Consider the following 13,780-nt stretch of genomic DNA (forward strand, 5'->3'; position numbering starts at 1 on the left):
GACAAGCTATTCAAGATGATAATGATTGTCAAATACGAAACGTAATTAGTATCTGTATCTTTCGGTTCTAAGCAGCCAGTGTGAACCGGTTCACCTCCAGCCCCCTCTGCACCTGAACGATCCCTTTAATTTCTTCCCCTGCCCATCCGTTCCCCTGTGTACATCCGGCGCCTTACGTTGCCCGCTCAAGATCGCGGAGCAGCCGGCTCGCCCCCACCAGACACTGGCAGGAACACCCCATGACGGACGCCTTCGAACTCCCGCTCTCGCTGGTCCAGGCCCTGGCGCAACGCGCAGCGCAGACCCCGGACAAGATCGCCTTGCGCTTTCTCGCCGACGCCCCCGGCGAGCAGGCCGTGCTCAGCTATCGGGACCTCGACCAGCGCGCGCGCACCATTGCCGCCGCCTTGCAGGCCCGGGCCGGCTTTGGCGACCGTGCGGTGCTGTTGTTCCCCAGTGGCCCGGAGTATGTAGCGGCGTTCTTCGGTTGCCTGTATGCCGGCGTGATCGCGGTGCCGGCGTATCCACCGGAGTCTGCGCGCCAGCACCATCAGGAGCGTCTGCTGTCGATCATCGACGACGCCGAGCCGCGCCTGTTGCTGACCGTGGCGGCACTGCACGACAACTTGCAGGGCCTGGAGGCCCTGGCGGCAGACAACGCCCCCGAACTGCTGGCAGTGGACGGCCTGGACCCGGCATTGGCCGCGAGCTGGCGCGAGCCCGCGCTGAAAAGCGATGACATCGCCTTCCTGCAATACACCTCGGGCTCCACCGCGCTGCCCAAGGGCGTGCAGGTCAGCCATGGCAACCTGGTGGCCAACGAGCAGTTGATCCGCCAAGGCTTCGGCATCGACCTCAACCCCGACGACGTGATCGTCAGCTGGCTGCCGCTGTACCATGACATGGGCCTGATCGGTGGCCTGCTGCAGCCGATCTTCAGCGGTGTGCCGTGTGTGCTGATGTCGCCGGGTTACTTCCTGGCCCGCCCGCAACGTTGGCTGCAGGCCATCAGCGAGTACGGCGGCACCATCAGCGGCGGCCCCGACTTCGCCTACCGCCTGTGCAGCGAGCGGGTCAGCGAGGCCTCGCTGGCCGGGCTCGACCTGAGCCGCTGGCGCGTGGCCTATTCCGGTTCCGAGCCGATTCGTCAGGACAGCCTGGCCACCTTCGCCGAAAAGTTCCAGGCCTGTGGTTTCCATGCGTCCAGTTTCTTCGCCAGTTACGGCCTGGCCGAAGCCACCTTGTTCGTCAGCGGCAGCCGTCGCGGCCAGGGTATTCCCGCGCTGGAACTGGACGCCGAAGCCTTCGCTGCCAACCGCGCCCAACCCGGCAAGGGCAGCGTGCTGATGAGCTGCGGCTACCCGCAGCCCGGGCACGCCGTGCGTATTGTCGAGCCGCGGCAACTGCAGGTGCTGGGCGATAACCAGGTGGGTGAAATCTGGGCTGGCGGGCCGAGCATCGCCCTGGGTTACTGGCGCAACCCCGAAGCCAGTGCCCGCACCTTTGTCGAAATGGATGGCCAGACCTGGCTGCGCACCGGCGACCTGGGTTTCATGCGCGAGGGCGAGGTGTTTGTCACCGGGCGCCTGAAAGACATGCTGATCGTGCGCGGGCAGAACCTCTACCCACAGGACCTGGAGAAAACCCTCGAGCGCGAAGTTGACGTACTGCGCAAAGGCCGAGTGGCCGTGTTCGCCGTCGAACACCAGGGCGAGGAGGGTATCGGCGTTGCGGTGGAGATCAGCCGTAACGTGCAAAAGGCACTCAAGCCCCAGGACCTGATCAAGACCCTGCGCCAGGTGATTGCCGATGCCTGCCGCCAGGCTCCGGCCGTGGTCCTGCTGCTGAACCCGGGTGCGCTGCCCAAGACTTCCAGCGGCAAGCTGCAGCGCTCCGCCTGCCGCCTGCGCATGGACGATGGCAGCCTGGACTGCTATGCCCGCTTCCCTGAGGTGAGCGAAGCCCCTGCAAGCGCTGCGGCTGGCGATGAACTGCAAGCCCGTATCGCCGCCGTGTGGCGCGACATTCTCAAGGTGGAGGCGGTCGCCGCAGACGACCACTTCCTGCTGCTGGGTGGCAACTCCATCGCCGCCACCCAAGCCACTGCACGCCTGGCTGATGAGCTGGGCATCAACCTGAGCCTGCGCACCCTGTTCGAAGCACCGGTGCTGGCCGATTACAGCAAAGCCGTTGCGTCGATCATTGCCAAAGGCGGTACAGGCACGGCAGCGATTGCCACGCTGGAGCGCGCCAAGGCCTTGCCCCAGTCGTTGGCGCAAAACCGGCTGTGGCTGCTCTGGCAGCTGCAACCAGAATCGGCGGCGTACAACATTCCGGCGGGCTTGCACCTGCGTGGCGAACTGGATGAAAACGCCCTGGAAGCAGCCTTCCAGGCGCTGGTGGAGCGCCACGAATCGCTGCGTACCGTCTTCAGCGAGGAAGACGGCCAGGCCCAGCAACGCATCCTGGCGCCACAGCCGTTCAACGTGCACCGCCTTGACCTTGAAGGCCAAAGCGCTGAGCAGGTCGCCGCCCAGCGTGAAGCCGAGGCGCGCCTGCCGTTCGACCTGACTCAAGGCCCGTTGCTGCGCGTGACTCTGGCCCGCCTGGACGACGAAGACCACCAGCTGTGGGTGACCCTGCATCACATCGTCGCCGACGGCTGGTCGCTGAACATCCTGCTGGACGAATTCGCCAAACTGTATGCCGCCCGCTGCCAAGGCCTGGAAGCCAACCTGGCCCCGCTGGCCCTGGGCTACGCCGACTACGGCACCTGGCAGCGACAATGGCTGGCCGACGGTGAAGCCGAACGCCAATTGCAGTACTGGAAGGCCCGGTTGGGCGATGACCTGCCGGTGCTCGACCTGTGCACCGACCACCCTCGCACCGGTCAGCGCGAGCATGGTGCTGCGCGTTTCAACCTGAAGGTACCGGCCAAGCTCACCGACGCGCTCAAGGGCCTGGCCCGCGAACAGCAGGTCAGCCTGTTCATGGTCCTGCTGGCCGGTTGGCAGGCGCTGCTGCACCGCTACAGCGGCCAGGCCGACATCCGCGTCGGGGTGCCCAACGCCAACCGCCCACGCCTCGAAACCCAAGGCATGGTGGGCTTTTTCATCAACACCCAGGTGCTGCGCGCGCAGCTCGATGGCCGCCTGCCGTTCACGCAGTTGCTGGCCCAGGTGCGCCAGGCCACCCTGGACGCCCAGGCCAACCAGGACCTGCCGTTCGAACAACTGGTCGAAGCCTTGCCCGAAGCCCGTGAGCAAGGCCTGTTCCAGGTCATGTTCAACCACCAGCAGCGCGACCTGTCGGCCCTGCGCCGCCTGCCGGGTCTGCTGGCCGAGGAACTGCCCTGGCACAGCCGCGAAGCCAAGTTCGACCTGCAACTGCACAGTGAAGAAGACCATCAGGGCCGCCTGAGCCTGGCCTTCGACTATGCTGCCGAGCTGTACGACGCCAGCACTGTCAAACGTCTGGCCCACCACCTGCTGGCGCTGCTGGAGCAGGTGTGTGCCGCGCCGCAGCTAGCGTTGGGCGAGGTGCAATTGCTGGATGAGGCTGGCCGTGCACAGTTGCTGGATTGGGGCCAGGCGCCCGCCGAGACGCCGCAACGCCTGCTGGTCGAGCAGCTCAACGAACAGGCCCGCCTGACCCCGCAGCGCCCGGCACTGGCCTGGGACGGCGGTAGCCTCGACTACGCCGAACTGCACCAGCAAGCCAACCGCCTGGCGCACTACCTGCGCGACAAAGGCGTGGGCCCCGATACCTGCGTAGCGATTGCCATCGAGCGTTCGCCACAGCTGCTGGTCGGCCTGCTGGCCATCCTCAAGGCCGGGGGTGCCTACGTACCGCTGGACGTCGACTACCCGGCCGAGCGCCTGGCCTACATGCTTGCCGATTGCAATGCCGGCCTGCTGCTCAGCCACAGCAGCTTGCTGGGCAGGCTGCCGCAAGTCGATGGCGTCAGCGCCATCGCCCTCGACCAGTTGCACCTGGACAGCTGGCCCAGCCATGCGCCTGGCCTGCACCTGCACGGTGACAACCTGGCCTACGTGATCTACACCTCCGGCTCCACCGGCCAGCCTAAAGGCGTGGGCAACACCCATGCGGCACTGGCCGAGCGCCTGCAGTGGATGCAAACCGCCTACGCGCTGAACGACAGCGACGTACTGATGCAGAAGGCGCCGATCAGCTTCGACGTATCGGTGTGGGAGTGCTTCTGGCCGCTGGTCACCGGTTGCAAGCTGGTACTCGCCGGCCCCGGCGAACACCGCGACCCGCAGCGCATCGCCGCACTGGTGCAGGCCCATGGTGTGACCACGCTGCACTTCGTGCCACCGCTGCTGCAAGTGTTCGTCCAGGAGCCGCAGGCAGCTGCCTGCAGCAGCCTGCGCCGCTTGTTCTCGGGTGGCGAAGCACTGTCTGCCGCCTTGCGTGACCGTGTGCTGCAAGTGTTGCCGCAGGTGCAATTGCACAACCGATATGGCCCGACTGAAACCGCCATCAACGTCACCCACTGGCATTGCCAGCTAGCGGATGGCGAGCGCTCGCCAATCGGCCGCCCGCTGGGCAATGTGCTGTGCCGCGTGCTGGACGATGAACTGGAACTGACCGCCCCCGGTGTGCCGGGCGAGCTGTACCTCGGTGGCGCGGGCCTGGCCCGTGGCTACCTGGGCCGCCCAGGCCTTACTGCCGAGCGCTTCGTGCCCCAGGCCGATGGCAATGGCGAGCGCCTGTACCGCAGTGGTGACCGCGCCCGCTGGCAGGTTCAGCTTGAGGCCCTGGAATACCTCGGCCGCCTCGACCAGCAGGTGAAGGTGCGCGGCTTCCGTGTCGAGCCTGAGGAAGTGCAGGCCTGCCTGCTGGCGCAAGCGGGTGTGGAACACGCGCTGGTACTGATTCACAAGGATGCCGTCGGCGCGCAACTGGTCGGCTATTACAGTGGCAACGCCCAACCGGCCGAATTGCTGGCGGTGCTGGCTGAACAACTGCCCGCCTACATGGTGCCGGCGCAACTCATTGCGCTGGCACAGATGCCACTGGGCCCCAGCGGCAAGGTCGACCGCAAGGCGCTGCCGGCTCCGGTGTGGCAGCAACGCGAACACGTCGAGCCGCAAACCGAGCTGCAACAGCAGGTCGCTGCCATTTGGCGCGAGGTGCTGAACCTGCCGCGTGTCGGCTTGCAGGACGACTTTTTCGCCCTGGGCGGGCACTCGTTGCTGGCCACCCAGATCGTCTCGCGCAGCCGCCAGGCCTGCGATGTCGAGCTGCCCCTCAAGGCGCTGTTCGAAGCCAGCGAGCTGGGCGCGTTCTGCGCCGAGATCGCACGCATCCGCGACGCCGGCGAGCGTAACCTGCAAGGCGAGATCACTCGCGTCGACCGCCACCAGGCGGTGCCGCTGTCGTACTCGCAGCAGCGCATGTGGTTCCTCTGGCAGATGGAGCCGGACAGCCCGGCGTACAACGTCGGCGGCATGGCGCGCCTGCGCGGCACCCTGCACGTGGACGCCTTCGAGCGTGCGTTGCAGGCGCTGATCGTGCGCCATGAAACCCTGCGCACCACCTTCCCCAGCATCGACGGCGTGCCCTACCAGTGCGTGGCTGAAGACAGCGGCCTGCAACTGGACTGGCAAGACTTCAGCGCGTTGCCCGCTGATGCCCGCCAGCAACGCCTGCAACAACTGGCCGACGACCAGGCGCATCAGCCGTTCGACCTGGAGCGTGGCCCGCTGCTGCGCGCCTGCCTGGTCAAGGCCGAAGAGCGTGAGCACTTCTTCGTCCTCACCCTGCACCATATCGTCACCGAAGGCTGGGCCATGGACATCTTCGCCCGTGAACTGGGCGAGCTGTACGAGGCCTTTGTCGATGACCGCGACTCGCCGCTGGCGCCGCTGCCGGTGCAATACCTTGACTACAGCGTGTGGCAACGGCAGTGGCTGGACAGCGGCGAGGGTGCCCGCCAGCTGGCCTACTGGAAGGCGCGCCTGGGTGACGAACACCCGGTGCTGGCATTGCCCGCCGACCGCCCGCGCCCGGCCGTGCAAAGCCACCGCGGCGAGCTGTACCGCTTTGAGCTCGACCCGGCGCTGGTCGCCCGCGTGCATGCCTTCAACAGCCAGCGCGGCCTGACCCTGTTCATGACCATGACCGCCACCCTGGCCGCCTTGCTGCACCGCTACAGCGGCCAGCGTGACCTGCGCATCGGTGCACCGGTGGCCAACCGCATTCGCCCGGAAAGCGAAGGCCTGATCGGCGCCTTCCTCAACACCCAGGTGCTGCGCTGCGAGCTGGACGGCCAGATGACCGCCAGCGAGCTGCTTGAGCAGATGCGCCTGGCGGCCATCGAAGGCCAGTCGCACCAGGACCTGCCGTTCGATCAACTGGTCGAGGCCTTGCAGCCGCCACGCAGTAGCGCCTACAACCCGCTGTTCCAGGTGATGTGCAACGTGCAGCGCTGGGCCTTCCAGCAAAGCCGTACGCTGGCCGGCATGCAGGTGGATTACCTGGTCAACGACGCCAGCGCCACCAAGTTCGACCTGTACCTGGAGGTGACCGACCTCGACGGCCGCCTGGGCTGCTGCCTGACCTACAGCCGTGACCTGTTCGACGAGCCACGCATTGCGCGCATGGCCGAGCACTGGCAGCAGTTGCTGGTCGGCCTGCTCGACAACCCGCAACAGCGCCTGTGCGAGCTGCCGATGCTGAGCAGCGCCGAGCAGCAGGTGCTGGTGGGCCAGTTGCAGGGCGAGCACGATTTCGACCTTGACCACACCCTGCACGGCCTGTTCGCCGCCCAGGCGGCCCGCACGCCACAGGCCGGTGCGCTGACCTTCGCCGGCCAGCACATGACCTATGCCGAACTCGACCAGCAAGCCAACCGCCTGGCCCGCGCCTTGCGTGAGCGTGGCGTCGGCCCGCAGGTGCGGGTGGGCCTGGCGCTGGAGCGCTCGCTGGAAATGGTCGTCGGCCTGCTGGCCATCCTCAAGGCCGGTGGTGCCTATGTACCGCTGGACCCCGAGTACCCGCTCGACCGCCTGCGCTACATGATCGAAGACAGCCGCATCGGCCTGCTGCTGAGCCAGCGTGAGCTGCTGCAAACCCTGGGCGAGCTGCCTGAAGGCGTGGCCCGCTGGAGCCTGGAAGACGATGCCGCCAGCCTGTCGGCCTACAGCGATGCAGCGCTGGACAACCTCAACCTGCCGCAGCACCAGGCTTACCTGATCTATACCTCTGGCTCCACCGGCAAGCCCAAGGGTGTGGTGGTCAGCCATGGCGAATTCGCCATGCATTGCCAGGCGGTGATTGCCGCGTTCGGCATGCGCAGCGACGACTGCGAGCTGCATTTCTATTCGATCAACTTCGACGCTGCCAGCGAACGCCTGTGGGTGCCGCTGCTGTGCGGCGCGCGCGTGGTGCTGCGTGCCCAAGGGCAGTGGGGCGCCGAAGAAATCTGCCAGTTGGTGCGTGATCAGCAGGTGAGCATTCTTGGCTTCACCCCCAGCTACGGTAGCCAGCTGGCGCAATACCTGGGCGGGCAGGGCGAGCAACTGCCGGTGCGTCTGGTGATCACCGGTGGCGAAGCGCTGACCGGCGAGCACCTGCAACGTATCCGCCAGGCCTTTGCGCCGCAGCAGTTCTTCAACGCCTATGGCCCGACCGAAACCGTGGTCATGCCGCTGGCCTGCCTGGCGCCAGAAACGCTGCCGGCAGAACTGGGCAGCGTGCCGATCGGCCGCGTCATTGGTAGCCGTACTGCCTACATCCTCGATGAAGACCTGGCCTTGCTGCCACAGGGCGGCATTGGCGAGCTGTACATCGGCGGGGCTGGCCTGGCCCAGGGTTATCACGACCGCCCGGGCCTTAGCGCCGAGCGCTTCGTTGCTGACCCGTTCGGCGCCGAAGGCGGGCGCCTGTACCGCACTGGCGACCTGGTGCGCCTGGGCACGGATGGCCTGGTGGAATATGTCGGCCGTGCCGACCAGCAGGTGAAGATACGGGGCTTCCGCATCGAACTGGGCGAAATCGAAAGCCGCCTGCAGGCGCATGCCGATGTCGACGAAGCCGTGGTGCTGGCCCTCGACTTGCCCGGTGGCAAGCAACTGGTGGGTTACCTGGTGTGCAAGCAGGCCGCTGCCGGTAGCGAGGCGCAAAACCTGCTGCGCGATGCGGTGAAGGCCGATGCCCGCCAGCACCTGCCGGACTACATGGTACCCGCGCACCTGGTGTTGCTCGACAGCCTGCCGCTGATGGGTAACGGTAAGCTCGACCGCCGTGCGCTGCCGCTGCCGGACCTTGAGCAGGCACGCCAGCAGTACCAGGCCCCTGGCAACGAGGTGGAGGCCCAGCTCGCGCAGATCTGGCGCGATGTGCTCAACGTTGCCCAGGTCGGCGTGCAGGACAACTTCTTCGAGCTGGGCGGCGACTCGATCCTGTCGATCCAGGTGGTCAGCCGCGCCCGCCAGGCCGGCTTGCAATTCACCCCGCGCGACCTGTTCCAGCACCAGACCATCCAGACCCTGGCAGCCGTTGTTCAACGCAGCGAAGCCGCCAGCACCATCGAGCAGGGCCAGCGCCAGGGCCAAACCGGCCTGACGCCGATCCAGCACTGGTTCTTCGACAGCGAGGTGCCGCAGCCGCAACACTGGAACCAGGCGGTATTGCTGCAGGCGCGTCAGCCGCTGGATGAAGCCGCACTGGCGCAGGCCTTGGCCGCACTGGTACAACACCACGACAGCCTACGGCTGCGCTTCAACGAGGCTGGTGGCCGCTGGCAGGCCGAGTACGCCCAGCCTGGCGCCGAGCAACTGCTGTGGACCGCGACCGTTGCCGATTTCGCGGATTGCCAGGCGCTGTACACCGACCTGCAGCGCAGCCTCGACCTGCAACAGGGGCCGTTGCTGCGTGGCTTGCTGGTGCGTGACGGGCAGGGCGAGCAGCGCTTGTTGCTGGCCATCCATCACCTGGTGGTCGATGGCGTGTCCTGGCGGGTACTGCTGGAAGACCTGCAGGCGTTGTACCGTGGCCAGCCGCTAGCGACAAAAACCCATGCCATGGCCGACTGGGCTGCACGCCTGGCCAGCTACGCCGGCAGCGATTCGCTGCGTGACGAACTGGGCTGGTGGCAAGGCCAGCTGGGCGGGGTGCGCCGCGAACTGCCGTGTGACCATCCGCAAGGTGGCAACTTGCATCGCCACGCCCATACCCTGGCCATCGGCCTGGGCGTGGAGCAGACCCGGCAACTGCTGCAACAGGCCCCGGCGGCCTACCACACCCAGGTCAACGACCTGTTGCTGACGGCGCTGGCGCGTGCCCTGTGCCGCTGGAGCGGCGATGAAGAAGTGCTGGTGCAGCTGGAAGGCCACGGCCGTGACGGGCTGTTCGAAGACATGGACCTGACCCGCAGTGTCGGCTGGTTCACCAACGCCTATCCATTGAGCCTGCGCCCCCTGCCAGGCGAGGATGAGGCGGCGCGTGCCGGTTCGATCAAGCGCATCAAGGAACAACTGCGCCAGGTGCCGCACAAAGGCCTGGGCTATGGCGTGCTGCGCTACCTGGCCGACCCGGCCGGGCGCGAGCAGATGGCGGCCTTGCCGCAGGCGCGCATCACCTTCAACTACCTGGGCCAGTTCGACCAGCAGTTCGACAGCGCGGCGCTGTTCCAGCCGCTGGAGGCCCCGGCCGGCCTGGCCCATGACCTCGATGCCCCGCTGCCTAACTGGCTGAGCGTCGATGGCCAGGTATATGGCGGTGCCTTGCAACTGCGCTGGACCTACAGTGCCGAACGCTACGACGAGCGCACCATTGCCAGCTTGGCCGAAGCCTATCGCCAGGAGTTGCTGGCGCTGGTCGCCCATTGCCTGGCCGATGGCAACGGCAGCTTCACCCCGTCGGACTTCCCGCTGGCGCACCTGAGCCAGGAGCAAATCGACGCATTGCCGGTACCTGCTGCACAGATCGAGGATGTGTACCCGCTGACGCCGATGCAGGAAGGCATGCTGCTGCACACCCTGCTGGAGCCGGGCACGGGCCTGTACTACATGCAGGACCGCTACCGCATCAACAGCGCGCTGGACCCCGAGCGTTTCGCCCAGGCCTGGCAGGCCGTGGTGGCGCGCCACGAAGCGTTGCGCGCATCGTTCAGCTGGAACAGCGGCGAGGCGATGCTGCAGATCATCCATAAACCGGGCAACCTGGCGGTGGATTACCAGGACTGGCGCGGCTTGGCGGACGATGCCCAGGAGCTGCGTCTGCAAGCCCTGCACAAGCAGGAGCGCGAGGCCGGGTTCGCCCTGCTCAGCGAGGCGCCGTTCCACCTGCGCCTGGTGCGCGTGGCCGACGAGCGCTACTGGTTCATGATGAGCAACCACCACATCCTCATCGATGCCTGGTGCCGCTCGCTGCTGATGAACGACTTCTTCGAGGTGTACCAGGCCCTTGGCGAAGGCCGTCAGGCACAGCTGCCGGTACCACCGCGTTACCGCGACTACATCGGCTGGCTGCAACGCCAGGGCCTGGATGACGCACGGGCCTGGTGGCAGGCCAACCTGGCCGGCTTCGAACGCGCCACGGCCATCCCCAGCGACCGGCCGTTGCGCCATGATCACGCCGGTAGCGGCATGGTGGTTGGCGACTGCTACACCCGCCTGCAGGTAAGTGATGGTGTGCGCCTGCGCGAACTGGCCCAGGCTCACCAGCTGACCGTCAACACGTTCGCCCAGGCGGCCTGGGCCCTGGTGCTGGCGCGCTACAGCGGCGACCGCGACGTGGCCTTTGGCGTAACCGTGGCCGGGCGCCCGGTCAGCATGCCGCAGATGCAGCGCACCGTCGGCCTGTTCATCAATAGCGTTGCCCTGCGCGTGCAGTTGCCGGTCGCGGGTGAGCGCTGCAGCGTTCGCCAGTGGCTGCAAGGCCTGCTGCAAAGCAACATGGAACTGCGTGAGTACGAATACCTGCCGCTGGTGGCGATTCAGGACTGCAGCGAACTGCCCAAGGGCCAGCCGCTGTTCGACAGCTTGTTCGTGTTCGAGAACGCGCCGGTGGAAACCGCCGTGCTCGACCACGCCCAGCACCTGAACGCCAGCTCCGACTCGGGGCGCACACATACCAACTTCCCGCTGACAGCGGTGTGCTACCCCGGTGACGACCTGGGCCTGCACCTGTCGTTCGACCAGCGCTACTTCGACTACCCGACCGTCGAGCGCCTGCTGGCCGAGTTCAAGCGCCTGCTGCTGGCACTGGTGACAGGGTTCGAGGGCGAGGTGAGCGAACTGCCGATGCTGGGCACAGACGAGCAGCGCTTCCTGCTGCAAGACTGCAACCGCACCGAGCGGGCTTATCCGCTGGAGCAGAGCTACGTCGCCCAGTTCGAAGCGCAGGTGGCGGTGCACCCGGAACGTACCGTTGCCCGCTGTCTGGAGGCGTCGTACGACTACGCCGGGCTGAACCTGGCGGCCAACCGCCTGGGCCACGCCCTGATCGGGGCGGGCGTGAAGGTGGACCAGCCGGTGGCGTTGCTGGCCGAGCGCGGCCTGCCGCTGCTGGGCATGATCGTCGGCAGCTTCAAGGCCGGTGCCGGCTACCTGCCGCTGGACCCAGGCCTGCCGGCGGCGCGGCTGCAGAGCATTATCCAGCTCAGCCGTACCCCGGTGCTGGTGTGCAGCGCAGCCTGTGCCGAGCAAGGCCGGCAACTGCTGGGCGAGCTGGAGGCTGCGGTACGGCCACAGCTGCTGGTGTGGGAAGACATCCAGTCAAGCCCCGGTGCCAGCCATAACCCAGGCATCCACAGCGGCCCGGACAATCTGGCCTACGTGATCTACACCTCAGGCTCCACCGGCCTGCCGAAAGGGGTGATGGTGGAACAGCGCGGCATGCTCAACAACCAGCTGAGCAAGCTGCCGTACCTGGCGCTGAGCGAGCAGGACGTGATCGCCCAGACTGCCTCGCAGAGCTTCGACATTTCGGTGTGGCAGTTCCTCGCCGCGCCGCTGTTTGGCGCCAAGGTCGAGATCGTGCCGAATACCATCGCCCATGATCCGCAGGGCCTGCTGGCGCATGTGCAAGCCACCGGCATCACGGTGCTGGAAAGCGTGCCCTCGTTGATCCAGGGCATGCTGGCCAACGACCACCAGGCCCTGGATGGCCTGCGCTGGATGCTGCCGACCGGCGAGGCTATGCCGCCGGAGCTGGCGGCGCAGTGGCTGCAACGTTATCCGCAGATCGGCCTGGTCAACGCTTATGGCCCGGCAGAGTGCTCGGATGACGTGGCGTTCTTCCGGGTCGATGTTGCGTCGACCGAAGGCAGCTACCTGCCCATCGGTACGCCGACCGACAACAATCGCCTGTACCTGTTCGGCGAAGACCAGGCGCTGGTGCCGCTGGGTGCGGTGGGTGAATTGTGCGTGGCGGGCACCGGGGTAGGCCGTGGCTATGTCGGCGACCCGGTGCGCACGGCCTTGGCGTTCGTGCCTCACCCTTACGGAGCGCTGGGCGAGCGCCTGTACCGCACCGGTGACCTGGCGCGGCAGCGCCCGGACGGAGTACTGGAATACGTCGGGCGCATTGACCACCAGGTGAAAATCCGCGGTTACCGGATCGAGCTGGGCGAGATTGAAGCGCGCCTGCACGAGCAGGCAGAAATCCGCGATGCTGCGGTGGGCGTGCAGGAAGGCGTCAATGGCAAGCATCTGGTCGGTTACCTGGTGGCACACCAGGGCATCGCTGCCGACGCCGCGTTGCTGGAGCAGATCAAGCAACGCCTGCGTGCCGAGCTACCGGAGTACATGGTGCCGCTGCACTGGGGGTGGTTCGACAACCTGCCACACAACGCCAACGGCAAGCTCGACCGCAAGGCGCTGCCGGCCATCGATATCGGCGGCCAGCACAGCCAGGCCTATGAGGCGCCGCGTAACGAGCTGGAGGAAGTGTTGGCCGGTATCTGGGCCGATGTGCTCAAGGCCGAGCGGGTGGGGGTGCACGACAACTTCTTCGAGCTGGGCGGGCATTCGCTGCTGGCCACGCAGATCGCTTCGCGGGTGCAGAAGCAGTTGCAACTGAACGTGCCGCTGCGGGCGATGTTCGAGTGCAGCACGGTGGAGGAGCTGGCCGAGTATGTGCAGGGGTTGCAGGGCAGTGCGCTGGATGACGACAAGGTCGACCGGCTGAGTGACCTGATGGCCGAGCTGGAGGGACTTTGAAGTGATTGGCTAGCCTGCACCGGCCTCTTCGCGGGCTTGCCCGCTCCCACAGGTATTGCGCCGTTGCCAAGGCCGGTGCAGTACCTGTGGGAGCGGGCAAGCCCGCGAAAGGGCCGGCGCTGGCAGCCAATATCTCAGCGCTTACCGAGAATCTTGCCCAGCATCTCCGGCCGCGGTGCCCCTTGCTGGCTCTGCAGGTTGCCTTTTTCATCCTGATAGAAAATCGCCGGCGTCGCCTGCAACCCCATCTCTTCCATCAGCGCCATGTTCGCTGCCAGCTTCTGCTGCACCGCTTCCGGTACCTGCTCCAGAGCCTTCAACTGCTGCTTGCCACGCAGATCGCTTCGCGGGTGCAGAAGCAGTTGCAGCTGAACGTGCCGCTGCGGGCGATGTTCGAGTGCAGCACGGTGGAGGAGCTGGCCGAGTATGTGCAGGGGTTGCAGGGCAGTGCGCTGGATGACGACAAGGTCGACCGGCTGAGTGACCTGATGGCTGAGCTGGAGGGACTTTGAAGTGATTGGCTAGCCTGCACCGGCCTCTTCGCGGGCTTGCCCGCTCCCACAGGTATTGCGCCGTTGCCAAGGCCG

General features: G+C 66.4%; 1 protein-coding gene and 2 pseudogenes. 2 read left to right on the forward strand and 1 reads right to left on the reverse strand.

From position 1 onward, the window contains the following. The first annotated feature begins 239 nt into the window (after positions 1-239). A complete protein-coding gene (locus ACIQUI_RS17275) occupies positions 240-13,193 on the forward strand; it encodes a non-ribosomal peptide synthetase (RefSeq protein ID WP_403200735.1) in 12,954 nt (4,317 codons plus the stop codon). A gap of 134 nt (positions 13,194-13,327) precedes the next feature. On the opposite strand, the pseudogene ACIQUI_RS17280 reads toward ACIQUI_RS17275, so the two are convergent. Next, positions 13,328-13,516: pseudogene (locus ACIQUI_RS17280) on the reverse strand (thiol:disulfide interchange protein DsbG); the annotation flags it as partial. On the opposite strand from ACIQUI_RS17280, the pseudogene ACIQUI_RS17285 reads away from it, so the two are divergent. After that, positions 13,517-13,705, forward strand: a pseudogene (locus tag ACIQUI_RS17285) (phosphopantetheine-binding protein); the annotation flags it as partial. Positions 13,706-13,780 lie beyond the last annotated feature (75 nt).

It is taken from the genome of Pseudomonas sp. NPDC090592 (assembly GCF_044769185.1).
Classification (GTDB): Bacteria; Pseudomonadota; Gammaproteobacteria; order Pseudomonadales; family Pseudomonadaceae; genus Aquipseudomonas.

Excerpts from the sequence above, each read along its gene's own strand:
- ACIQUI_RS17275 (WP_403200735.1), top strand. The coding sequence starts at position 240 with ATGACGGACGCCTTCGAACTCCCGCTCTCGCTGGTCCAGGCCCTGGCG.